The 23679-nt window shown below is 51.5% G+C and carries 24 protein-coding genes; 10 read left to right on the top strand and 14 right to left on the bottom strand.

The window, feature by feature from the left end; genetic code table 11:
- Window positions 1–48: 48 nt before the first annotated feature.
- The 5 genes from B4O97_RS08700 to B4O97_RS08680 all read right to left on the bottom strand — a co-directional run bounded on the left by B4O97_RS08700 (window position 49) and on the right by B4O97_RS08680 (window position 5655).
- Window positions 49–1287 (bottom strand): restriction endonuclease subunit S, encoded by a 1239-nt coding sequence (locus B4O97_RS08700; RefSeq protein WP_083050073.1) that lies wholly within the window; start codon window positions 1285–1287, stop codon window positions 49–51.
- A 124-nt stretch (window positions 1288–1411) separates the two neighbouring features.
- Window positions 1412–2224: a KilA-N domain-containing protein gene (locus B4O97_RS08695; protein ID WP_083050072.1), complete on the bottom strand. Its 813-nt coding sequence runs from the start codon at window positions 2222–2224 to the stop codon at window positions 1412–1414.
- Window positions 2221–3240 (bottom strand): virulence RhuM family protein, encoded by a 1020-nt coding sequence (locus B4O97_RS08690; protein WP_083050063.1) that lies wholly within the window; start codon window positions 3238–3240, stop codon window positions 2221–2223. Before B4O97_RS08690 ends, B4O97_RS08695 begins: the two co-directional genes overlap by 4 nt.
- On the bottom strand, window positions 3237–4784 hold the full coding sequence (locus B4O97_RS08685) for a type I restriction-modification system subunit M (protein ID WP_083050061.1): 1548 nt from the start codon (window positions 4782–4784) through the stop codon (window positions 3237–3239). The genes B4O97_RS08690 and B4O97_RS08685 overlap by 4 nt, the downstream gene beginning before the upstream one ends.
- A 163-nt stretch (window positions 4785–4947) precedes the next feature.
- Window positions 4948–5655, bottom strand: a complete 708-nt coding sequence (locus B4O97_RS08680; RefSeq protein WP_083050060.1) for a DUF2161 family putative PD-(D/E)XK-type phosphodiesterase — start codon at window positions 5653–5655, stop codon at window positions 4948–4950.
- Between the two features lie 98 nt (window positions 5656–5753).
- Here B4O97_RS08680 and B4O97_RS08675 point away from each other — a divergent pair, with 98 nt between their 5' ends.
- The 9 genes from B4O97_RS08675 to B4O97_RS08635 all read left to right on the top strand — a co-directional run bounded on the left by B4O97_RS08675 (window position 5754) and on the right by B4O97_RS08635 (window position 14871).
- Window positions 5754–6620: a DUF6920 family protein gene (locus tag B4O97_RS08675; protein WP_083050058.1), complete on the top strand. Its 867-nt coding sequence runs from the start codon at window positions 5754–5756 to the stop codon at window positions 6618–6620.
- A gap of 317 nt (window positions 6621–6937) precedes the next feature.
- Complete coding sequence (locus B4O97_RS08670; RefSeq protein WP_158084220.1) at window positions 6938–7732, top strand: DnaJ domain-containing protein; 795 nt, start codon at window positions 6938–6940, stop codon at window positions 7730–7732.
- Between the two features lie 3 nt (window positions 7733–7735).
- Window positions 7736–8650 (top strand): phosphatase PAP2 family protein, encoded by a 915-nt coding sequence (locus B4O97_RS08665; protein WP_083050054.1) that lies wholly within the window; start codon window positions 7736–7738, stop codon window positions 8648–8650.
- Window positions 8647–9612, top strand: a complete 966-nt coding sequence (locus B4O97_RS08660) for a MoeA family protein (RefSeq protein ID WP_083050053.1) — start codon at window positions 8647–8649, stop codon at window positions 9610–9612. The genes B4O97_RS08665 and B4O97_RS08660 overlap by 4 nt, the downstream gene beginning before the upstream one ends.
- Window positions 9613–9715: 103 nt before the next feature.
- Window positions 9716–10270 carry a hypothetical protein gene (locus tag B4O97_RS08655; RefSeq protein ID WP_083050051.1) on the top strand — a complete coding sequence of 185 codons (555 nt, stop codon included), beginning with the start codon at window positions 9716–9718 and terminating at the stop codon, window positions 10268–10270.
- Window positions 10267–11121, top strand: coding sequence for a LuxR family transcriptional regulator (locus B4O97_RS08650; RefSeq protein WP_083050049.1), 855 nt, complete (start codon window positions 10267–10269; stop codon window positions 11119–11121). The genes B4O97_RS08655 and B4O97_RS08650 overlap by 4 nt, the downstream gene beginning before the upstream one ends.
- A gap of 98 nt (window positions 11122–11219) precedes the next feature.
- Window positions 11220–11753, top strand: a complete 534-nt coding sequence (locus B4O97_RS08645; protein ID WP_158084219.1) for a TIR domain-containing protein — start codon at window positions 11220–11222, stop codon at window positions 11751–11753.
- A 36-nt stretch (window positions 11754–11789) separates the two neighbouring features.
- Window positions 11790–12491 carry a GntR family transcriptional regulator gene (locus tag B4O97_RS08640; protein ID WP_083050046.1) on the top strand — a complete coding sequence of 234 codons (702 nt, stop codon included), beginning with the start codon at window positions 11790–11792 and terminating at the stop codon, window positions 12489–12491.
- A gap of 58 nt (window positions 12492–12549) precedes the next feature.
- Window positions 12550–14871: a transketolase-like TK C-terminal-containing protein gene (locus B4O97_RS08635; RefSeq protein ID WP_198947040.1), complete on the top strand. Its 2322-nt coding sequence runs from the start codon at window positions 12550–12552 to the stop codon at window positions 14869–14871.
- Window positions 14872–14957: 86 nt separating this feature from the next.
- On the opposite strand, the gene B4O97_RS08630 is transcribed toward B4O97_RS08635, so the two are convergent.
- The 9 genes from B4O97_RS08630 to B4O97_RS08590 all read right to left on the bottom strand — a co-directional run bounded on the left by B4O97_RS08630 (window position 14958) and on the right by B4O97_RS08590 (window position 22929).
- Window positions 14958–15620, bottom strand: coding sequence for a GntR family transcriptional regulator (locus B4O97_RS08630; protein WP_083050044.1), 663 nt, complete (start codon window positions 15618–15620; stop codon window positions 14958–14960).
- Window positions 15621–15711: 91 nt separating this feature from the next.
- Window positions 15712–16320 carry a L(+)-tartrate dehydratase subunit beta gene (gene ttdB, locus B4O97_RS08625; RefSeq protein WP_083050043.1) on the bottom strand — a complete coding sequence of 203 codons (609 nt, stop codon included), beginning with the start codon at window positions 16318–16320 and terminating at the stop codon, window positions 15712–15714.
- A complete protein-coding gene (gene ttdA, locus B4O97_RS08620; protein ID WP_198947039.1) occupies window positions 16317–17207 on the bottom strand; it encodes a L(+)-tartrate dehydratase subunit alpha in 891 nt (296 codons plus the stop codon). The genes ttdB and ttdA overlap by 4 nt, the downstream gene beginning before the upstream one ends.
- 32 nt (window positions 17208–17239) lie before the next feature.
- The gene (locus B4O97_RS08615; protein ID WP_083050039.1) at window positions 17240–18523 is read right to left on the bottom strand and encodes a TRAP transporter large permease; all 1284 of its coding nucleotides are present in this window, start codon (window positions 18521–18523) and stop codon (window positions 17240–17242) included.
- A complete protein-coding gene (locus B4O97_RS08610; protein WP_158084218.1) occupies window positions 18523–19023 on the bottom strand; it encodes a TRAP transporter small permease in 501 nt (166 codons plus the stop codon). Before B4O97_RS08610 ends, B4O97_RS08615 begins: the two co-directional genes overlap by 1 nt.
- A gap of 70 nt (window positions 19024–19093) precedes the next feature.
- Entirely contained in the window at window positions 19094–20110 is a 1017-nt protein-coding gene (locus B4O97_RS08605) for a TRAP transporter substrate-binding protein (protein ID WP_083050035.1), read from the bottom strand.
- Window positions 20111–20325: 215 nt separating this feature from the next.
- A complete protein-coding gene (locus B4O97_RS08600) occupies window positions 20326–21009 on the bottom strand; it encodes an MgtC/SapB family protein (protein WP_083050034.1) in 684 nt (227 codons plus the stop codon).
- A 78-nt stretch (window positions 21010–21087) separates the two neighbouring features.
- Entirely contained in the window at window positions 21088–22098 is a 1011-nt protein-coding gene (locus tag B4O97_RS08595) for an NAD-dependent epimerase/dehydratase family protein (protein ID WP_083050032.1), read from the bottom strand.
- Window positions 22099–22119: 21 nt separating this feature from the next.
- Window positions 22120–22929 carry a sugar phosphate isomerase/epimerase family protein gene (locus B4O97_RS08590; RefSeq protein ID WP_083050031.1) on the bottom strand — a complete coding sequence of 270 codons (810 nt, stop codon included), beginning with the start codon at window positions 22927–22929 and terminating at the stop codon, window positions 22120–22122.
- Between the two features lie 125 nt (window positions 22930–23054).
- On the opposite strand from B4O97_RS08590, the gene B4O97_RS08585 reads away from it, so the two are divergent.
- Window positions 23055–23675 (top strand): MarC family protein, encoded by a 621-nt coding sequence (locus B4O97_RS08585; RefSeq protein ID WP_083050029.1) that lies wholly within the window; start codon window positions 23055–23057, stop codon window positions 23673–23675.
- The last annotated feature ends 4 nt before the right edge of the window (window positions 23676–23679 follow it).

Here is a 23679-nt window from a genome sequence, read left to right as displayed (position 1 = left end):
AAGTATTCAAGATTCTTTTTCGTGATTTTTGTGTCTTTCGTGGTTCCATTATTCCTCCTCCGGCTTGGGAAAACTCAACAACATATCCCGGTAATATTCGTACTGCTTCTTCCGCAATTCGATTTCCCGGGGCAGTCCTTCGGAGATGGAGTTGGTAAGGGCATCAAACTTGTCAAGGATGGCGACGATCCGGGCTTGTTCATTAAGCGATTTCTCAGGATCATCAGCATACGGAATAGGTATCTGAAAATTCTTTATGATTCCCGAATTGAGATCCCCTCTAGCACCTTGCCCAAGTCCTTTCAGATTATTATAGTTTAAACTTACCCAATGAAAAACATATCGGTATAATGCCTTTTTAGGATCGATTTCTAAACAACAACAGTGCTGATTTGTCGTTAAAGGTATTTTATTGATCGCAGACCTTCCTGCGGTAGCACCTGAAATTGCAATAATAACGCAATTTGTAGGAATCCATTTAACTGCGGTATCTTTCAATGCAGAAGACGTTATCTTAACTTCTGTTTTCTCAATATCAGAAAATCTGACTTCTTGTGTTCTCAACCAAGGAATTGTCCCACCATCGTAATATTCTGAATTGCCCGCCGTGGGGGTCCCTCCAGAGTATGACTTTTTTATTATCTCCCCCAAGGTCTTCCACTCAACCCCTTTCGTGCTTTTCGTGTCCTTCGTGGTCCCCTCTTCAAAACTCAACAAGCGTTCCCGATAGTACCCATACTGCTTCTTCCGCAAGCTAAGCTCGGTGCTAAGCTCGGTGCTAAGCTCGGTGAACGCGTCCAGAATACGGACAATTTCCGCCTGGATCTTCAGGGATTTTTCCGGATCATCCGGGCAGGGGATGGGGATTTGGATTCTTTTTACATCCGCAGCGTTCATATTTGGAACACTGCTTTTCTTGCTATAAATTGTTTGAGATGCCAAATAATGAAAAATGTACTTTGATATTAGCCATTCCTGCTTCGGCATTAATACTTTGAGCCTAATAATTGGGGTAAAAAATGCTTCCCTGTAATAGATGGTACCGGTATTTGCACCAATAGATGAGATAGTTACAGCATCTTTATCAATTCTATAGGTGTCTGTGTAACCGTATATTTCGGCACCGTTTCCATAAATTGGGTATTTGTAGTCGTTAGTTGGTATTGAGCCTTTGATACTGTTTTCTGGAGCCTCACCACCTGTAAAAACGTCGCAAACTTCCCCCAACGCCTTCCATTCAACCCGGGCCCCATCCAGCAGCCTTTCTATAAAGCTCAATTCGCTCATGCCATAACTCCCAATGCTTTAACCACGGAATACACGGAATACACAGAATTGTTAGTCCCTTTCCGTGTCTTCAGTGTTTTCAGTGGTTCCATCTTCTTTACGCCTTCGCGTGAGACTCCCTTCCTCATCCCTCACCGCCCTGCAGTTCTTTAATATTGTTACTTTCTGTCAACAGGCGCATCTGTTGAATGGCGGTCTGGTTTAACAGCTTCAATCGTTCCGCCTGAACCATATTCTGCTGGATCAAGTGTGCGTTCAGGGTTTCAAGGTTGGCCAGGCAAACGAGTTGGGAGACATTGGCGTAATCACGTATATTGCCGCTTTTGTCGTTGTTCTCCTCTCGCCACTGCCTGGCTGTCTTGCCGAAAAGAGCCATGTTCAACAGGTCCGCTTCTGTAGCATAGACAAGGCTGGTTTGCTGTTTGGTCAACGTCGGAGGAATCAGATTTTCTTTAACCGCCTCGCTATGAATGCGATAGTTTATCTTGGTAAGCTGGCGTCTAACCTCCCAGCCGAGCTGCTTAGCCTCTTCGTTTTTTAGCCTTTGAAACTCCTTAACAAGATATATTTTAAATTCTGCGCTGATCCACATTCCAAATTCAAAGGCAATATCAGAATGTGCATAGGTTCCGCCGTAACGTCCGGCTTTAGCCTGTATTCCAATTGCATTGGTTTTGGCCACCCATTCTTTTACGCTAATTTTATACCTGTTAAGTCCGGCCTGACTTTTAATTATGGCGAATTCGCCCCAATTAAAATTGGGGTTATGGACCCTCTCCCATATGCCAAGATATTCAAGAGTGTTGCGGTTTCGTAGCCAATCGGTGATGAAAAAGTTTCCATCCTTGGAGCGTAGCATGTCGGTTAGTAAAATATAGTCATCCTTGGTGACCCGGATTTCTTCGTCCAGGACTATTATCGTTTTGTTTGTTTTCATCCCTCACCGCCCTTTTTCCGGCTCTCTCTCCTGGCCTGTTTTTCCAGTGCGGCGATGGTTTCCAGGTACTCTTTTTCCACGTTTTCCAGCGTCCTGGCTTTGTATTTTTTGTATTCCAATCTGGCTTTGTCCACTGCCCGGGAGTGGGAGATATTGCCGGAGTTTTCCAGGACCGCGCGTCCGGTTGAACCCAGAATGTTATCCAGCTCCCGTACATAATCGGCCATACGCATTTCTCGCTGTTCAATGGCGTTCAGTTCGGCCAGATCAAAATACGCGGATACAAGGTTATTCAAAACCTGCAGCTCCTGAACGCTCAGATAATTTTTGGCGATCATGGCTTCGGCCTGGGTGGGCTGACTGCCTTTAAAGTTGCTTAAGCCCGCGAAGGGCTTGTCGCTGTCAACCCGCAGATAAATCACCTCGCTGGCGGTGTGGCCGTGGGCGGCGTAGTGGAGCTTGTTTTGTACGATCTTGAAAAACTGAAGGCTCTCCTCACTTTTGGGATCATAGTCGGTTGCGGTGGCGTAGAGTTCCAGCACCTGACGGTACATGACCTTCTCGCTGGAGCGGATGTCGCGAATACGGTCCAGCAGCTCTTTCCAGTAGTTCCCGCCGCCGAGGTTCTTCAGGCGTTCATCATCCATGGTGAAGCCTTTTACAATGTACTCTTTGAGTCTCTGGGTGGCCCACTGTCGAAAATGGGTAGCAATTTTAGAATTGATGCGGTACCCAAGGGAGATAATCATATCGAGATTGTAGTAATCCAGCTCCCGGGAAACCTCACGACTTCCTTCCTTTTGAACTGTTCGGATTTTCCGAACAGTTGCCTCGGGGAGCAGCTCATCCTCAGTAAAAATATTCCTGATATGTTCGCTGACCGTTGATTTGGCAGTCTGAAAGAGCTCGACAATCTGACGCTGGGTCAGCCAGATGCTTTCCTCTTCAATGCGAGCCTCTACCCGAACGCCCTGCTTATCATCGCGATAAATGACAAATCGGTTGTCATCACTCATGCTTCAATCTCCGCAACAATGGCATCGATGTCTTTTCTCAGTTGGTCAATTCTGGCGACGGTGGTTTTGAGTTCTTCATTGAGCCGGGTAATGTCTATCTGTTCCCGCTTGTCTTTGGCCTCTACATAGCTGCTGACCGACAGATTGTAGTCGTTGGCGGCAATCTCTTCAAAAGGAACGGACCTGGCAAAGTGTTCGACATTTTTCTTGCTGTCGAAGGCCTGCATGATGTCTTCAATGTGTTTGTCTGTGAGAACATTGTTATTGGTTTCTTTTTTAAAGTATGCCTCTCCGCTGGCATCGATGAACTGGGTGCTGGTATCGGTCTTGTGTTTTGACAGCACCAGAATATTCACGGCGATGGTGGTACCGAAAAACAGGTTGGGTGCCAGGGAAATAACCGTTTCCACATAGTTGTTATCCACCAGATACTGTCGGATTTTCTTTTCCGCGCCGCCCCGGTAAAAAATCCCGGGAAAGCAGACAATGGCCGCACGTCCTTTGCTGGATAAGTAACTCAAGGCGTGGAGTACAAAGGCAAAATCGGCCTTGGATTTCGGCGCAAGCACACCGGCCGGGGCAAAGCGTTCATCGTTAATCAGGGTCGGATCGTCCGAGCCAATCCATTTCACCGAATAGGGCGGATTGGAGACGATGGCATCAAAGGGCTTATCATCCTGAAAATGGGGGTCCGTCAGGGTATTCCCAAGCTGCACATTGAACTTGTCATAATTGATGTTGTGCAAAAACATATTCATGCGGGCCAGGTTAAAGGTGGTGTGGTTGATCTCCTGGCCGAAAAAACCCTCTTCGATTATATGTGACTCAAAATGCTTTTTTGCCTGGAGAAGCAAAGAGCCGGAACCGCAGGCAGGGTCATAGATTTTATTCACACTGGTCTGTTTGTGCATGGCCAGTCGTGCAATCAGCCGGGACACATTTTGGGGGGTAAAAAATTCACCGCCGGATTTCCCGGCATTGGCTGCGTAGTTTGAAATTAAAAACTCGTAGGCATCACCAAACAGGTCAATGTGATTATCCTGAAAATCACCGAATCTGAGTCCGGCCACACCTTTAAGGACGGCCGCCAGACGGCTGTTTTTATCCTTAACGGTGTTTCCCAGGCGGTTACTGGTTGTGTCGAAATCGGCGAACAGACCCTTTATATCCTTTTCAGAATCATAGCCACTGGCTGAGCTTTCAATAGTAGCAAAGATTGCGGCCAGGTCTGTGTTCAGGTTTTCGTTTGTATTGGCAGAAGCTGCTACATTTGCAAACAGTTGGCTCGGATAAATGAAATAGCCCTTGGTTTTAATGGCATCATCTTTAATGTCCTCAGTGATAACTTCATCTGATAGCTCAGCATATTTGATGCTATCGTCGCCGCCTTCGATAAAATTGGTGAAATTTTCGCTGATAAAGCGATAGAACAGGGTTCCCAGTACATATTGCTTAAAATCCCATCCGTCTACAGAGCCCCTGACATCGTTGGCGATTTGCCAGATTTGGCGTTGCAGGTCGGCGCGTTGCTGTGTACTCGACATTATGATACTCCTGTTCCTGTATGTTTATTACATCAAGGATGTCTTTTTTTATCTACATGATTCCATATCATACAGTGATTTACTCCAAATTTGTAGTCATATGGTTCTGCATAGTATCTGAGTCATTTTTGAATAAATAAACATCCAATTATTCCGATACGAATTATTCCTTCCGAATCAGCCGGACGATGTCGGCATACTCCCCGAGGGCGGCTTCTCCCCCGCCGCTCAGCCGATAGACCCCGGTGCGGACCTTCTCGAACCAGCTGTAATGGTTGTCCAGCAGAATTCTCCCCGCTTTTTCAGGCCCTCCGAGTTTGACGCAGCCCGCGGGGCTGAGCTCACCGTGTTCCTTCAGGAGGAGGGCCAGGCTGAGGGCCTCCTCGCGGTAGGCGGTTACAACCCTGCCCCGGATTCCCCCTGGGGTGTGGTCGCCGGAACGGCCGCGGACCTCCCGCAGTATCGCCCACCGGCGGCGTTTGTTTCTGCGGATGCCGCCCTTTCCGGGATGCAGAACCGGATCGATTCTGACCCGGCGGCTTAAAAAGCGGACCAGGAGGAGTCCCAGACCCAGGCGGCGGATAAGCTTGAGGTAGGGCCGAAGCTTCTCCGGAAAGCTGCTTCCCTCCGCCGGCAGGGCCAGGTAGACCCCGTCCGCCGAGTCCTGCCGTTCCACAGCCTGGGCGAGGAGCTTCATGGAGAGGCCTTTTTTCAGCTCCACCGCGATAAGCTCTTCTCCCGTATCATGCTCAATTACCGCAGCCACATCCAGTCCCGCTGCTTCTCCACGGACGGTATAGCCCAGCTCCTCAAGCCAGGCTTTGACGGGGGGGTAGAGATCTGTTTCACGTAAAGGAGGGCTCTGCTGCATAGGCCTCTATTGTACCTGCAGGGGCGGGAATGGGGAACAGGAAAAGTGCTTGATAGAAAGGCAATCCTGGTGCAAAAGTAGGGACTGGAGAAGGTGGAATGAAATATCTGGTAATCACTGTCGCAGCAGTCCTGCTGCTCGTAACGGGAAGTCTGATAATCGCCGGCTTCCGCTGGAAGGACAAAAGCCGGAAACTCCTGGAAGGCATGGAAAGCGCAGTGGAGGTTCCGGAAAGCGGGTTTTACCGGCCACAGATGCTCGAGGGGCTTCCCGAACCGGTGCAGCGCTACTTTCGCACTGTCCTTGAGCCCGGAGTACCGCTGCTTACCGGGGTCCGGGTTCTGCACCGGGGGACCTTCAACATGGCGGAGGAAGGCAGCAACTGGAAAGCCTTCAGTTCCGAACAGCGGGTCAGTGTGTATCCTCCCGGTTTTCTGTGGGACGCCAGGATCTCGATTCTCCCGGGACTGGATGCCCGGGTCCATGATGGCTACATAGATGGCGAAGGTCTCCTGAAGGCCTCCCTGGGGGGACTGATTCCCCTGGTTGAGCTTGAGGGATCCGGAGAGATAGCCCGGGGGGAGCTGATGCGCTGGCTCGCCGAAGCCGCCTGGTACCCCACGGCCCTGCTGCCGGGTCGAAACCTTCACTGGGAAGCTGTGGACGGAACCAGCGCCCGGGCGGTCCTGCAGGATGGAGGAATCGACCTCAGCCTGCTCTTCCGCTTTACCGATGAGGGGCTGATAGACTCGGTCTGGAGCGACGGACGGGAGCGTATGGTGGCGGGCGGAACGGAGCGCACTCCCTGGGAGGGACGCTGGAGCAATTATCAATGGAGGGAGGGCATGCTGATTCCCCTCTCGGGAGAAGTCCTCTGGCTGCTTCCGGGGGGAGAAAAACCCTACTGGCGGGGCGAGATTACCGAAATCGAATACGAGTACGCCGATACCGGCGGCGCCCCCTGAATCCACGAGGGGGTAGCGGGAGCCCTGAAGGGCGGAAGCGAGGGGGAGCAGCTTCAAAGAAAACTGCCGGAAAGAGCGGAGGGCTGCTCACAGCCGATTGAGTTCCAGACAAGGGGAGGGGAGCGGGCGGAAAAAATTGGAGCGGAGCGAAGAGAGCGACTTTTTTCCGTCTGCTTCCCCGGACCTTGGCGAAGGGGTACTGAGTCATCGGCTGTGGAAAGCTAACCCGGTGTTCCCCCTCCTTCTCTTTCCGGTGATTTTTCGCTATCATTACGGGATTTCAAAAACCTCCTTTTGGAAACAGGAGCAGATATTTCGTGAAGGACTACTATTCGATTCTGCGGCTTCCCCGGGACGCCTCCAGTGCGCTGGTGCGGAAGGCGTACCGCCAGCTGGCAAAAGAGTATCACCCCGACTTGAACGACGGTGAAAACCCGGAAGAACACTTTATTCTCCTCAGGGAGGCCTACGAGATCCTGATCGACGAGGGGACCCGGGAACAGTACGACCGGGCCTACAACTCCTTTTTCGGCGTCCAGGAGTTCAACTACCGGGAGTTCCTGAAGAGCCGCATGTGGGACAAGGAGAGCCAGGCCAAGCTGATCTGCTACGACCTGCTCCACGACCTGGAGTCCGAAGCCCTGGAGGTCTACGAAGAGGCCTTTTTCGGTGAGGTGGAGGAGATCCGCAGCTACCTGGAGCGGGAAGACTTTATGGACTACACCTTCATTATCGCCGAGGAGTATGTTCACCGGGGCATGCCGGTCAAGGCCTTCCAGATTCTCAGGACCATTGCCCTGGAGGAGGAGCGTAAACCCTACTTCAAGCATTTTTACCCCGAGGTGCTGATTCTGCTGTGGCGGATTGTCCGGGGGCCCATAGAGGAGGACGAGGACGACGCACTGCGCCTGAGCATGATGAAGGAGCTGTCCGACCTGGACTACACCGACAAGGACCGGGCGAGAATATACAAGGCCATGGCGGAGATCTACCTGAAAAGGAGCGACCTCTATATGGCGGCGCAGAACTACAAGGGGGCCGAGAAGAGCTATCCCAAACTTCCCGGAATGAGCAAGCTGAAGCGGAAGGTCGAGGCCTTTTTACAGGAGTAGCTGATGGCGGGAATACATGGTGTTCTGAGGCCTCTGGACAGGCTCTTTATCGGGCTCAATTCCCTCTTTGCCCTGATCTATCTGGCTGCCCTGCTGCTGAAGGGCGTCGACGGGGTATCCCTGGTGATGCTGTCCCTGTTTGTTCTGACTATACCGGCGGCTCTTCTGCTGATACGCGCGGCGGACAGGTCCTCATCCCGATTCCTGCACTGGCTGCGCTTCTTTTACCCCCAGGGGATGTTTGTTCTCTATTTTACCCAGAGCATCCGCCTCTCCCGGATTTTTCACCCCGTGGCTTTTGATGCCCCTGTGGCCCGGTTCGAGGAGCTCCTCTTCGGGGGAAAGCCGGTGCTTGCCTTTTTTGAAGCCTTTCCCCGGACTCCGGCACTGAACGAGCTCTTTTTCTTTGCCTATTTCTCCTTCTATTTTTTTCTTACCCTTCCCTGGTGGGTTCTCTATTTTCAGGGGAAAAAGCGGGAAGCGGAGGAGTCTCTCTTTACCCTGATCGCGAGTTTCAGCCTGCTGTACATGTGGTACATAGTCTTTCCCGTGGAGGGGCCCAAGTTTTTCTACCCCGAGCTGAGATCCCTCTGGTACGAGCATTTTTCCGGGGGACTCTTTACCATGATCATGAAGCAGCTCTTTACTCCCTCCACCATGGCCGGGGCGGCACTGCCATCTTCCCACGTGGCCATGGGGCTGCTGGGGCTGCTGTTGAGCCTGCGGCATGTCAGGCTCCTGGGACGGCTCATGCTGCCCCTGTATCTGCTTCTGGTTGTTTCCACGGTGTATCTGTACACCCACTACCTGGTGGATATTCTGGCCGGTCTGGCCTACGGGGCCGCAGCTTTTCTGCTGGTACCCGGTTTCACGGCCCGGGTCTATTCTTCTCCCGCAAAAAAGGAGGCCCTCAAGTGACCAGCCTGAAGGAGTTCCGGGCCCTGCTGTTTTCCCAGTCCCTGGATCTGCGACCGGAATCGGTGCCCCTCTCTGAAGCGGCGGGACGCTTTCCGACGGAGCCCCTTGCGAGCCCCATAGACCTGCCTCCGGTGGCAGGCTTAGTGAAAAAAGGCCGTTACCTGAAGGCCGGGGTTGATTTTGTTCCCTGCGGCAGGCTCGGCCCCGCCGAAATCGCCGGTCTTGCCGCGGCGGGAATCAGCCGGGTCATGGTGCGACGTATGGTCAATGCCGGTTTCCTTGCTGTTGAATGGGAGGGGGTGAGACTCAAAGTCCCCGGAGAGAGGCGGGAACCCGGAGAGCAGTACAGCCCCCTGGGACACATGTTCTCTGTTCTTCTCGACGGGGCGGGGGCCTGGCCGGTGGATTATGGAATTCTTCCTGAAGGGATGTCCGTCCGCAGGGCCATGGAGAAGGGGCTCGAGGAGTGTCCTGTTTTCATAGTTGCCGGGGCTGATCCCGCCGAGGTGCGGGATTTCCTTGCCGCTCCGGGGCGGGAGCTTCTGTGTGATGGTGTCGAGATAGAGGGGGGGAAAGGGCTTCTCTTCGGGCGGATAACGTCCGATCAGGGGGTATCTGCGGGCTTTCTCTTTTCTTTTCCCTCCGGGGCGGTACCGGCTTTTCTCTATTTTTATCTTTTTGTGCGGCCCTTCCTCTACGGCCTGAACGGAGGGGGCGACCCTGCTGTTATGCTCCGCTGTACCCTGACGGAAGCCCCCGGGGGCGGTGCCGATACCTGCAGCAGGCTCGTTCCGGTGCGTCTCGGTTCCGGACCGGATGGCTTGCTTACTGCCGAACCGCTGAATATTGAGGGTCCCGATCATGTTACCGGGCTGATCGGTGCTCAGGGCTGCGCCCTCTTCAACTCCGGATGCCGGGGCAGTAAGGCTGGAAGCCCGGTGGATGTGCTGCTTTTTCACTGACCCCCGTATGTCTACTTTTGTATACATTGGCCGGGCGGCCAATACCTCCGTCGACCCGCTTGTTTTATAGTGAGGAGCCCACAAAAATTACGGAGGTATTTTTATGACCGCAATGGAAACAATGAAAAAAAGTACGGACTTCAATGCCGCCCTCTGGCACTGGATCGTGGAACGCACGGCCGTATCCTTCAACATGGACAGGGAGTTCAGAAGAAAGCTGGAAGCCAAAAAAACCGCCAGACTGATCGGGGCTCTTCCTTTTCTTGCCGGCTGCGAGCATGCCATGCAGACCTCGATTCAGCATGTCTCCATCTACGTCCTCGCCCAGCTGGAGGGTACCAAAGAGTTTTTTCTTCACACAAAAGAGGATGACTGCTGCCTGGAGCACCGTCTGCAGCCGATCATGCAGTTCTGCGGCGGGGACCCCGGTGTTATTACCCGGGGAATGAACCTCTTGAAACTGCAGATGGTTGCGGGATACCTTCGTGACATGGACAAGGACATGCATAACACGAAGTACAATCCCGTAGCTGCGGGAGTCTGGAACGCCGAAGAGATCATGGAACAGCTTCGCAGCGATATCCTTGCCCATCCTCACCGGGAAATGGACGAGATCATGGACCTTGAGGAATCCATCCGGGGGTTCTGGTCGGTATGAGTCCTGTTCAGAGGCGGATAGGCTACCTGTTCGCCTCTGTCGGCTTTGCGGCGGCGGCGGTGAACCTGCTTTCCATTGCCGCCGGGGCCGGTTTTGTCGCTGCCCTTCAGTATTTCCGGGTCTATCTTGTCTTCCTTTTCAGTCTGCTTATCCTCTTTACCGCCCGGCTCCGTTTCGGTTTTGCCAGATGGGTCCAGACCTTTCTTCCTCTTCTGGTGGGTACCATCGCCGTTTTTGATGATTATGAGTCGGTCTACGGTCTGGGACTCTATGCCGTCTCCTTCATTATCGCTTTAAAGCATGGCCTCCTCAGACGGGGTTTCAAACTGAAACTCGGTGTCTATCTGGCCTACATTTTTATTACGGTAATACTGGCCTCCGCCGCTGTCGATCCGGACTACAGTATCGGCAGGGGCATCAATGCAGTGCTGTACCTGCTTCTGGTTGGAATTCTGCTCTTTTTTATATATGCCGATGAGTTGAAAAAGTATGTCGCCTTCTCCAGGCGACAGACCGCGTATATCCGGCGGCTGAAACGGGAACAGAAGCGCAAGTCCCGGCAGTTTCAGGAGAGGCTTGCTGATCTGACCGAAGAGGTGGAGGGGTACCGGAAGGAGGCTGAACCCTTCGATCTGGATTCCCGGGGAATAACAGCCGCGGAAAAACGGGTCCTCCGGGCTCTGATCCTCTACGGCGGAAGCAATGTCGAGCTGTCCCAGCGGCTGGGGATTTCCCGTTCAACCGTCAAGGCACACCTGGCCTCCATCTTCGACAAGATGGGGGTGGATAACCGCTGGGCGCTTATCGATCTCTGTCGTCATAACCGCTGGGACGACGAAGGGGAAGCTTGAAGTCTACTTTTTCATACATTAGCCCCCTGGCCAATTGACGATTTGCTTCTCCCGACTGAAAAATGGGTGTATATACCAGTTTTCAGGGGAGGAGAGCTTTGATATCACCCTTCAGAATTCACATCTGTTATCTCCAACCGATCGACCAGGAGTATGCGCTGCTGTTTCAGCGACTCATTCGGAGCGACTGCCTGCGCTGTACCGACAGCAGCGAGATTACCGCAGGCTTGCCGGAAGCCGAGGTAAAGGATAACCACATCCGGAACGCCGTCGCCACGATTGTCCTGGTCGGTCCCCAGACGGCTGCATCCGATCAGGTCGACCGGGAGATCTTTGCCTCCCTGATGAAAACAGATCGCTACCTGCACACAGGTCTTTTCGGTGTGCTTCTTCCCACCTGTTCCGCCGGAAGCCCTTCCCTGGTCAAGCGGGACATTATTCCGCCCCGTCTGGCAGATAATTTACGCAGCGGATTCGCCGACCTCTACTTGTGGCGCGAAGATGCCGCCCTGGTGCGGGCCTGGTTTCAACGGGCTGTAAGAAAGCGGGATACCATTCTTCCGGACAACCGGCGGCCCCTGTTGAATCCCCGGCCGGGCCATTCCTTTTCATTTTCATTCCAGAAAACTTGACTCTTGGATACTGTTGCTATAGCATATATACCATATATGACCAATACGATCGAAGAAAAGAGTGCCGGCGACGGTTCTGTTTTTATTACCACCGCCGAAAGGGTTTACAACAGCATCCTTAAGATGATTCTCACCGGGGAGTTTCCCCCCGGCAGCAGACTTCCCCGCAGAAAACTTGCGGAGAGAACCCAGTCAAGTCAGATTCCGGTGCTGGAGGCCATGAAACGGCTGGAGCAGGAAGGCCTGGTCGAGTACCGGCCCCAGTGGGGCTGCGTGGTTACCGTTCCGACGGCCCAGAAGGTCAAGGATATGTATGTGCTCCGGGAGGCCGTGGAGTGCCAGGCGGCCCGTATCCTGGCCATAACCCTGACCAGGGAGAAGGCCCAGGGCCTGTACGAGATTGCCAGGAAACTGGACGAAACCCCCTACACCGAGGACACCCAGCAGATAATCTACGATACCCATTACAAGTTCCATCTGCTTTTGGCAAAACTCACCGGGCATGAGACCCTGGTCAAAAGCCTGCGTCAGGCCAACCTGTTCTGGCTTCTCATGAGCAGTGTTCAGTGGCGGCGGGGCTCGAAGGCGGAGGTACAGAAAGACTGGCACAGGCGGCTGGTGGACGTCATCCTTAAAGGGGACCCCCTGGAGGCCGACTCCATGATGCGGGAGCACATCCAGGACGCCTATGTGCCCATTCTCAAGCAGATGGGGGACGATTTCCCCAGTCATGCATGAATATCCGGAGGTCCCGAGGGACCCATCAATATAAGTCTGAGCAAGGAAAGGAGACATAATGGATTCATTGGAAAAGATTAAAGGTGATTTTCAGTATTGGGAAAAGACAAAGGACCTTATTGATCAGCTGCTGGATATTATTCTGAACTATCGTCAGAGCGGGCATCCCGGTGGTTCCCGGTCAAAGGTCCATGCCTTTCTGATGACGACTTTGAGCGGCGCCATGCGCTGGGATCTTCGGGATCCGGGAAAGCGCTTTGCCGACCGTTTTGTTCTTGGTGCCGGGCATACAGTTCCCCTGATTTATACCTCCCTGGCGGTTTTCAACGAGGCTTTGAAGCTCAAGTATGAAAGAACCGGGGACAAACGTTTTCTGAGCACCCAGCCCCAGGAGAGGATCCTCACCTGGGAAGACCTGCTGGGCTTCCGTCACCGGGGAGGACTTTCCGGCCATGCCGAAGCCTCCGGCAAGACCCTCTTTCTGAAGTTCAACACCGGGCCTTCAGGCCATGGCAGCCCCGCGGCGGCGGGTATTGCGGTAGCCCTGAAGCGGGCAAAGGTCGACGGAGCCAAGGTATTTATTTTTGAAGGCGAAGGCGGGCTCACCCCCGGGGCTACCCACGAGACGGCCAATTCCGCCTGGGGCCTTGCCCTGGATAACCTCTACTACATGGTGGACTGGAACGACTACGGTATCGACGATCACAAGGCCAGCGATGTCGTATATGGAACTCCCGAGGACTGGTTCGCTCCCCACGGGTGGCGGGTATTCGGTGCCGAAAACGGCAGCGACTGGGAATCCCTGGCCAGGGGAATGACCGCCATGATGAGCTCTCCCAATCCCGACCGGGTCCCCAGTGCCCTGTGGTTCAAAACCCGCAAAGGCCGGGGCTATGGAAAATACGACAATGCATCCCACGGTGCTGCCCATCCCATGAACAGCGAGGCCTTCTGGCAGGTCAAGAAGGAGTTCGCCGATAAATACGGGGTCAATTTCGTGAACATGGGCGGAAAAGCCCCTGCCGACCCCGCCTTGTTGAAGGAGGAGTTCCGGTCCAACCTTAAGGTGGTCATGGATGTGCTGGCCTCGGACACGGCTCTGGTTGACTATCTGGCGGAGCGCCTGGTTGAAATCGGCGACAGCGTGCCGGAGGTGTCGAAAAGCTTTGTTCTGGGGAAAAAGGGCAACCCCTTCAAGGACAAGCGGCTCTACGACTTCAAAAAGTACCCCGAGGACATGTGGGCAAAACCGGGGACCAAGAACTCCAACCGCGCAGCCCTCGCCCAGTGGGGCGCCTGGGCCAATGCCTTCGGTAAAAAGGAGTACGACAGACCCCTCTTTATTATCAGCTCCGCGGATTTATCGGGTTCCACCAATATCTCCGGCTTTGCCTCGGATTACGGCGACACCAAAGGCTACGGCTGGTACGAGAGGGTCGGCACGGAAGACGGTATAATGCTGCCCCAGGAGATCACCGAGTTTTCCAATGCCGGTATTCTGGCGGGGCTCGCTTCCGTCAATATGGCGAAGGAACCCGAGAAGGAGTTCGAAGGCTTCTGGGGGGCAACCTCCACCTACGGAAGTTTTTCGTACCTGCTCTACGGCCCTTTCCGGCTCTTCAGCCAGCTGGCCCAGGATTGTGAGTATAAAACCGGCAAGGTGCTCTGGATTGCCGGCCACTCGGGACCGGAAACCGCCGAGGACAGCCGTACCCACTTCGGCGTATTCTCCCCCGGGGTTACCCAGTTCTTCCCCAAAGGCAAGGTGATCAATCTGCATCCCTGGGAATACAACGACGTACCGGTACTTCTTGCGGCGGCTTTCAGTCAGGATGTTCCCATTATTGCCCTGCACCTGACCCGGCCGAATATCGAGATTCCCGACCGTAAGGCCATCGGCATGGCCCACCACTACGAGGCCGCCAGAGGCGCCTACCTTATGCGGGACTACAAGCCCGGAGAGGATAAGGGGGGTACGATCATCGTACAGGGGACCGGCGCAGTGAGCAACATGATCAAGGCTCTGCCGGAACTGGACAGGCGGGGGCTGAACGTCAAGATCGTTGTATCCGCCAGCGCCGAGCTCTTCGAGATGCAGGATGAGGCCTATAAAAACTCCATTCTGAGTCCCGCGGACCAGCAGAATTCCACCGTGGTTACCACCTCGTCCCGCACGCTTATGCTGCCCTGGCTCTTCAACAAGTTCTCCGAGGAGTACGCCCTGAGTCCCGATTGGGACAACAACTGGCGTACCGGAGGCAGTATAGACGAGGTCCTGGAGGAGGCCCATCTTTCTCCCGACCATATAGCCGACGGCATAGAGCGCTTTGTGAAGGACCGGAATAAACGGCTTGAAACCCTGCGTAAAGCCTTGAGTTAATCAGGATATAATAAATATCGGGCTGACAGTTTTAGAGGTCATCATGTACAACATGATGACCTCTATTATTTCAGGTTAAAAAATATTTAATCTTCTAAGCTGTTTTTATGATCGGATATCCCCATCAGCATATTTCCCATGCTGCGCGTTATATGTTTTTTCATGATATCCCGAGCCAGTTCCGGATTTCTGTCTTTTATAGCATCAATCATTTGACTATGTTCCTGGTAGGATTCTGTTGCATGTATGCGGGGTGCGACCACTATCCCGGTTGATAATCCATTCCAAAGGTTTTCCAGCATCATTTCCATTTTCTTATTATTCGCGTTTTTCCATATAAACATATGAAATGCCTGGTTACACATGCTGATTTCTTCCACATCCAATGCATCGATTGCTTGTTTCTGCTGGGCGTGGATATATTCCAGTTCGGAGATATCCTTAACATGAATGCATGCTTTTGCGATTGCCTCGCACTCCAGTATTAATCTTAGTTCAAAGTGTTCCCTGACAAAGTCCTTGGAGATTTCTTTTACAATTGCTCCCTTGTTTGTCCTGAGTTCCACAATCCCTTCACCGGAGAGAATATGTAAAGCCTCCCGAACAGGCATACGGGAGACTCCGAACTTCTTGGCTAGATAATCCTGTCGTAATTCGTATCCGGGACCGAACTTCCCGGAGAAAATGGCATTTCTTAACTCCGAAGCTACTCTTTCACGTATGGGTAATACTATAATCTGTTTAAGCATATCTTATTCCTGAGATGGAATATATCATACATGTTACATAGAATAAAGATAAATTTGCCGTGCTTCATTCGTTGGAAGCACGGCCGAGGGCTTATTTTATGAACCTGACTTTTTCAGAAATCTCTTTAACCTGCTGTTCTTTTCTCTTGTTGAATACTTTCTTGTTTTTTTCAAAAAGATTATTTCCTTCGGCGTCGATAGAAACAATCAATGGGCCGAATTCCTTTACTCTGCTTATCCACAGTGTCTCCGGCATGCCCAGGTCTGTCCATTCGGCTCCGATAATCTCTTCAAATTCCACTGCAGCCATAACAGCGCAGCCTGCAGGTATAACGCAGTGGATGGCTTTGTATTCCCGGCATCCTTCTGCAGTTTTTTCGGCCATTCCGCCTTTACCGACGATAACCTTTACGCCGGTCTCCTTGATGAATTCCTTTTCGAATTTTTCCATCCTCATGCTGGTTGTCGGGCCGATGGAAACCATTTCGAACTTTCCGTCGCCTTTTTTTCTCACGATCGGTCCTGCATGAAAAATGCACCCGCCCTTAAGATCAACCGGCAGTTCTCTTCCGTATTCAATCAGACGGCGATGGGCAACGTCCCGGCATGTTACTACCGTTCCGTTCAGATATATTATATCGCCTATCTTGATATCCTTGAGGTCTTCGGCCGAAACAGGTGTTGACAGGATCTTCTTCATATTTTAGCCCCCTTATGAGAGATGATTTCATAATTCATATCCTTATCAATGATGATATCTCCCCAACGATGGGACCAGCATCCAACATTGATAGCCACTGAAATAGTGGACGGATGACGCGCTGCAGTTTCAATATGGACTCCCATTACGGTGGATCTCCCTGATATTCCCTGCGGCCCTAATCCGAGTTCGTTCAGGCCTTTTTCCAGGTCCTTTTCCATTTGGGCACCCTTTGGATTAGGATGACGTTCGTCGATTGGCCTCAACAGGGCTTTTTTTGACAGAACTGCAGCATTTTCAACTGATCCCGCTATTCCAATGCCGACCAGAAGAGGAGGACATGCGTTGATTCCCCAATCAACGATTGTATCGAAGACATACTGCACAATAGCCTCGTAGCCTGCGGAGGGCATCAAGGTGATCGCTCTTCCCGGCAGGCTGCAACCGCCGCCGGACATGTAGGGTTTTATTTCGATTTTATCGCTATCGGGAACAATCTCCCAGTGGATATACGGAGCACGCTCGCCGACATTGGTACCTTCATTTTTTTCATCGAAGATTGCTACCGTATTGTGGCGAAGGGGCGCTTCGGCTGTCGAACGTCTGACTGCTTCTTTCAGGCAATCGTTAATCTGGCCTAAAGCGGGAAAATGCTCGCCTGCATTCACATAGAAATTTATAACCCCGGTATCCTGACAACTGGGCCTGGATAGCTTACGTGCTAGTTCCTGATTGTCGAAGTAACATTTATATACTGTTTTGGCCAGTTCACCTGTTTCGGCGTTTTTTAGCTCTTCCAGCTTTTGTGTAACATCATCGGGTAGTATTTTCCCCGACATGGTAACGAAATTGCTTACAATTTCTGTAAACTTTTCTTTGTCGAACATATTCACTCCTTAATAAGCATAAAGAAAATTGTTCAGCCACCGAACATGTTTGGCAGCCACATAATGATATCCTGCACATATGTGATAAGAATCAAATCGACAATCAAAACAACCAGGAATGGGAAAATCGCTTTAGCGATTTTTTCTATAGGTACTCCGGATATAGTTGTTGCAACGAACAGATCGACACCGACAGGCGGGGTGATGCATCCGATCGCCATGTTGACAACCATCAATACACCAAAGAACACGAGATCTATATTGAAAGTCATCGCAACAGGAACCAGAATGGGCGCCAGGATTGTGATAGCCGCTGAGGCATTGATCATTGTACCGGTAATGAGCAGTAAAACATTTATTAACATGAGAAAGATTATTTCGCTGCCACCAGATATTGCTACAAATGATTGTGCCAGTTTGTGTGGAATCTGTTCGCTGGTGATAATCCAGCTGAACAGTCCCGCAGCATTCATTATGAACATAATTACTGCGGCTCCGATTGCCGATTTTCTCAGGATCTTAGGCAAATCTGCAGCTTTTAAATCTTTATAGATAAAAAATCCTACAAAAATGCCCCATAGTACAGCTACAACAGCCGCTTCTGTTGGAGTAAAGATACCGCCGTAGATTCCTCCCAGGATTATTACGGGCATCATCAATCCCCAGATTGCACTTGAAAAAGACTTTATAACTTGTTTGAACCCGACGAATTTCGATGTACTCTGCAGTCCTTTTTTACGGGATAGAACGTAAATTAGAACTGTCATCGAGAAACCCATCAGTAAGCCAGGCCCGAAACCTCCGAGAAACATGTCTCCAATAGACACACCGGCAATAACTCCATATACAACCATGACTACGCTGGGAGGAATAATAATCCCTGTTTCCCCGGCAGCCGCGACTATTGCGGCTGAGAATGATCGGTCATACCCTCTCTTCTCCATTTCCGGAAACAGAACCGAGCCAACGGCAGCAGTTGTAGCAGCTGAGGAACCCGATATGGCGGAGAAAAATACACCTGAAACGGTTGCAACGAGACCTAATCCTCCTGTCATCCAGCCTACAAGGGTGTCCGCAAAGGCTACAATCCTGCGGGATACACCTCCATAGGTCATTACATTTCCTGCGAGAATAAAGAACGGTATTGCCATGAGTGGAAATGAATCATTGGAAACAACCATCCTTTGAACGATCAGCGTCAAAGGCAAGTCTGCCTGAAGTACTGCTAACGCAGTAGAAAGCCCCAATGCGGCTGCAATAGGTACTCGAAGTAAAAGAAAAATCAGTAATGTTGAGAATAGTGTCAATGCTATCATTATTCTTCCCCCTCGCTGGATGTCTTCTCCTCTCCTGCAAAATCAATTAACGCGTTGTATATACCGTCGATAATTAAAATAACTGCAGAGACAGGAATAGCCAGATAGACAAATGCAATACTTATTCCCAATCCAGGCGTTGTCTGCATGCGGGTGTTGAATACCATGACAATCCCGAAGACAAGAAGCAAAATGAAGAAGATGACGGCCAGGGCATCCGCCATGGATCGGACTATCCTCTCGATTTTACTGGGAAACATGCTGACAACTACAGTTACAGCAACATGTTTTCTTTCTTTCAATGCCAAGGCAGAGCCAAGAGCAACGGACCAAATAAACATGTATCGGGCAAGCTCTTCTGTAAAACTGAATGAATTATGTAATAAATAGCGGGTGAAGACTTGCATGGCTACCATGCCCACCATTACTGTCACCGTCAGGTATGTCAGCCAGGTAGCAACTCTATCCACAGTATCTACAAAATTCTTAAACTTATGCATGTACTGCATCTCCTTTTATAGAAAAAGGGACGAAGACGATCGTCCCTTTTTCATTTTGGTGTACTATAGATTACCGGTAATTATAAACCTTCTGAATGAGGTCCTCGCCGATCACTTTGTAATACTTGGTCCATACGGGTTTCATTTTGTCCTGGAACATTGAAACCTGCTCAGGAGTTAATTCAGTAACCTGCATACCTTCCTTTTTTACTCCTTCGATAAATTCGTCATCTTTTTCGATCTTCATTTTCCGACAGTAATCCCGGGCTTCCTCGGCAGCCTTCAGGATGATCGACTGGTATTCTGAAGGAATTTTATTCCAATTCTTCAGACTGAAAACAACGACTTCAGGTGAATAGGTATGCCGACTCAGGGTTACATAATCCTGTACCTCATAGAACCTGGAGGAGTAGATTTGTCCCATCGGGTTTTCCTGAGCGTCAACTGTACCCTGCTGAAGGGCTGTGAAGAGTTCACTACGAGCGATGGGAACAGGATTTGCTCCAAGGGCGTTGAACATATCGATGTACATCTGGTTTTCCATAACTCGTATCTTGATTCCATCCATATCAGAAGGTGTACTTACAGGCCGAACGTTATTTGTAATATTGCGGAAACCATTCTCCCATGTGCTGATCACTTTAAGACCCTGATCCTCAGCCCCTTTATAGATCTCCTTTGCCAATGGGCCATCGACTACGGAGTAGACATGATCACGGCTTCTGAACATAAAAGGCAGCTCGATGACCTGAGATGTCGGGACAAAGTTTGCCAGGACCGCTGAAGTGGTAAGAGTAATATCTACGGTTCCCATCTGCAGTCCTTCGATCATATCTCTCTGAGCACCCAACTGGCTGTTAGGAAAGATATTAATCTTGACCATTCCGTCAGTACGCTCTTCAACCAGCTCTGCAAATTTTACTGCTGCTAAATGATAGGGCTCTGATTCAGGTGCTACATGCCCTAACTTAAGGGTAATCGGTTTTTCATCTGCCCCATCCTTTTGACCTTCAGCAAGGAGAGGGATTCCTGTTATGAGGAACAGGCACAAGGACACCATTGCTAACTTTAAAATTCTTTTCAACATACGCTTACTCCTTTGTAACGGTTGATTTTCTGGATATTGGATCCAATATCCAGATCCATGCTACTTCACGTTTTTGCACCTGTCAACCTTTTTTATAAATATGTTTTCACTTAATGTGAAAAAAGCTCAGTTATTATGATCCTACTATTTTGGCATGAAAGAAAAAGTACAAAGCATTTGTTTATGTCGTTTTATGGATTAAAATTTCAAGGAAATCAGAGATCCTGATTAATACGGAATTTAATAAGCCGCTTCCTGGCGCTTATCTCCTCCGCCATTGCGGCGAGATTCAGGTTCAGAGGTACCCTGGCCACCAGCTTCAGGGTGGTCTGCATCTTGTCCTTGGAGAAGGAGATTTCGAAATGTTTCAATTCAATATTGTATTTTTCCAGGGTTTTTCGATAGGGATCGATATTGAAATTCTGTCCTTTCTGCACGATATAGATTGCCCGTAAGGCTCTGTGGGGCATGTAGCGTTTTTCTATCCAGTCCAGAATTATCAGGGCTATCAGCAGAAGCAGGGTAAAAATTCCGGCGGCAAAGAAGTATCCCGCACCTATGCTGAGTCCCAGGGCGGCGATGGCCCAGATTGAGGCGGCGCTGGTCAGCCCCTGTACCGTCGCGCCAAAGCGCATGATGGCCCCGGCCCCCAGAAAACCTATTCCGGAGACAACCTGGGCTGCGATTCGTCCCGGGTCTCCGCTCCCCGAGCCGATATGGATGGAGACAAGCATCAGAAGGGTCGCCCCGGTACAGATGAGTATATGGGTACGAAGGCCGGCGGGGGTGGTGCGCCGCTCCCTTTCCGCACCGATTATGCCTCCGGCGATAAAACTGAGAACGAGGCGAACGGCAATGACCGGAAGGGTCAGTTCCTGGCTGAGAATTACATTCCACATATATGTTTAATGTACTCCAGGGGGCGGTCGGATGGCAATTCCCCCTGGAGATTCAGACTGATGTACCCTTTTACCTTCCTATAAAGCGTTCAGGGCCTCGTATCCCCGGCTGACCGCCTCTATCATGCTGTCTTCCAGGGCGTCCAGTTCGGGGTCCACCGTGAGGCCGTCCCGTTCCCAGGAATCCTTCAGCTGAGCCAGTCCCTCATCCAGGCTCATGCCGGTAAAATCATCCCCCGTGGCATCGAGGTACTTCTCGTTGGAAAAGTAGCCGGAGTGGGACTTCTCAAAATAGATATGCCCGAAAAGGGCGGGATTCTGCCGGTAGAGTACCGGAGAGGGGATGTGAACGAGTTCCGGTTCCCTGTCGACGAGTTTTCCAAAGCCGTAGTAAAGGTCCAGCCAGTTGTTCTGTTCCTGGCTCACCAGGTGAAAGGCTTCGCCGATGGCCCTGCTGTTTCCCAGCAGGCGGATCATCATGCGCGCCAGATCGGGGGTAAAGGTAAAACTCCAGGGGTGAATACCGTCGCCGAACATTACAAGGGGCTTTCCCTGACGGATTCTTTCGATGATGCCCATGTTCTGCCGCAGGGCACCTACGTTGCGGGCCCCGTCGCCGAAGGTCAGGGAGGGTCGGATAATGGTAATGGGAACCCCGGCTTCGCTTTCGGTGTTCAGATAGCGTTCCAGCACCGCTTTCTTGTAGCCGTAGGTGTAGCCTGTGTCGGTCTTCCACAGGCTGACCTGGTCTTCCCTGGTCGGTACGGGTCGGATGGGCCGTTCGTAGGCCGCCACGGAGGAGACAATCATGATCTGGTCGGTTTTGTCCCGGAATACATCGACGGTCTGTCGGGCTTCCTCCTCCTCAAAGGCTACCATGTCGATGACCGCGTCATACCTTTTGTTTTCAAAGAGCTTCGCAAAGCCCTCCTTGTTGTTTCTGTCCATCTGCAGTGTTTCCACGCCCCGGGGAAGAACCACGCTCCGCTGTCCGCGGTTGACGATGGTGGTCTCCATTCCTCCCTCTGCAAGCTGGCGGACCAGTTCCCGGCTTATAACGCCGGTTCCACCGATAACAAGAACCTTCATGTATACTCCTTTAAAGCTTTTCTATTTTTCCAGCAGTGGCTTCAGGAAGCGCATGGAATGCTGTACGTCCTCCCGGAAGCTCTTTTTTATATTACCTTCGATTGCCAGTTTCCCGGTATAGCCGCAGGCGTCCAGGACTTCGATGATCTGCTTGAAATCCAGGGCACCGTATCCGGGAAAGAAGCGGTTATTCTCCGACAGATGGAAGGACCCGAAATGTTCCCGGTGCTTCATCATGGCTCCGGCCATGCTGGTCTCTTCGATGTTCATGTGCCAGGTATCCGGAAGAATCCAGGTGTAGGGGTTCGCCGCTTTTCCGATCAGGTCGAAGGTGTCATCCAGGGAGTTTCCTAAAGGTGATTCAAAGCGGTTGATGGCCTCAAGCAGAAGAGGGGTCTTGAGGCGCAGGGCATGGGGAGCGAGCTCACTGACCGACTGACGAAGCTGTTCCCTGTTTTCCGGGCTCCTGTGCTCCAGGGGCCCTTTCAGGAAGCCGGCTATAACCCCGGCACCGAACCGGGAGGCGAACTCGAGGAAGGCTATGCTCTGCCTGACCGACTCGCTGCGTTGTTTATCATCTGTTGAGGCCAGAGACAGTCCCATCCCCTTGGCTGTTGCCCCGGAGGCGAACATGGCGAGCTGCAGGCCGAAATCGCCCAGAAAACTCTTCAGGTCCGCCGGATCGATACTGAAGGGATCCCGGATATTCAGTTCCACTCCGTCGAAACCTTCTTCCTGCAGGGTCTTCATGTTGTCGATAAAATCCCGGTTATTGCGATAATTGTCGGGCAGCAGGGTCTGAATTGACAGAAAATAACGGTAATTCGCCATGTTTGTATCCTAAAATGAAAGTTTTAAATATTACAGCATGCCCCTTTTCCCTTGGTCAAGCGAAGAAGGGGAAAATAACGCCCTTCCCTTAACATCTTATCCGGGGATTGCTACACTGATCCGGTATGCATACCTTTATCCAGACAACTCTTTTAATCCTGATTCTCCTGAACCCCTTTCTTGTAATTGTCTATCTGGTGGATGTAATAAACAAGCTGTCCCGGCCCAGGTTTCTGTCCGTTCTTGTCCGGGCGGGACTGATTTCCACCGTTGTGTTCAGTATTTTCGCCGTTCTGGGAGATGCCATTTTCGCCAGGTTCCTTCAGGCCGATTTTGCCTCGTTTCAGATATTCGGCGGGGTCATCTTTCTTTTAATCGGTATCCAGTTCGTGTTTCACGGCAACTCCGCCATTGAAGGCCTCAGGGGCGAATCGGAATATATCGCCGGGGCCATCGCCATGCCCATCATGATAGGACCGGGAACCATCAGCATCAGCGTTCTTGCCGGACAGCGACTGCAGAGCGTGCTCGCGGTGCTGGCCATAATAGTCGCCATGGTCATCTGCATAGGGGTCATGATGCTCTTGAGAATTGTTCACGACTATGTCCGGCCGAAGAACGAAAAACTCATCGAGCGCTATACGGAAATCGCCGGCAGGATCACCTCCATCGTTATTGGGACCTTCGCGGTGGAGATGATCATGCAGGGACTTAAGGAATGGCTCCCGAAGCTCGGCGTACTGTGAAGGA

Source organism: Marispirochaeta aestuarii (genome assembly GCF_002087085.1).
GTDB lineage: Bacteria > Spirochaetota > Spirochaetia > JC444 > Marispirochaetaceae > Marispirochaeta > Marispirochaeta aestuarii.
The sequence above is the reverse complement of the archived record's forward strand: the minus strand, read 5'-3'. Positions and strand labels throughout refer to the sequence as shown.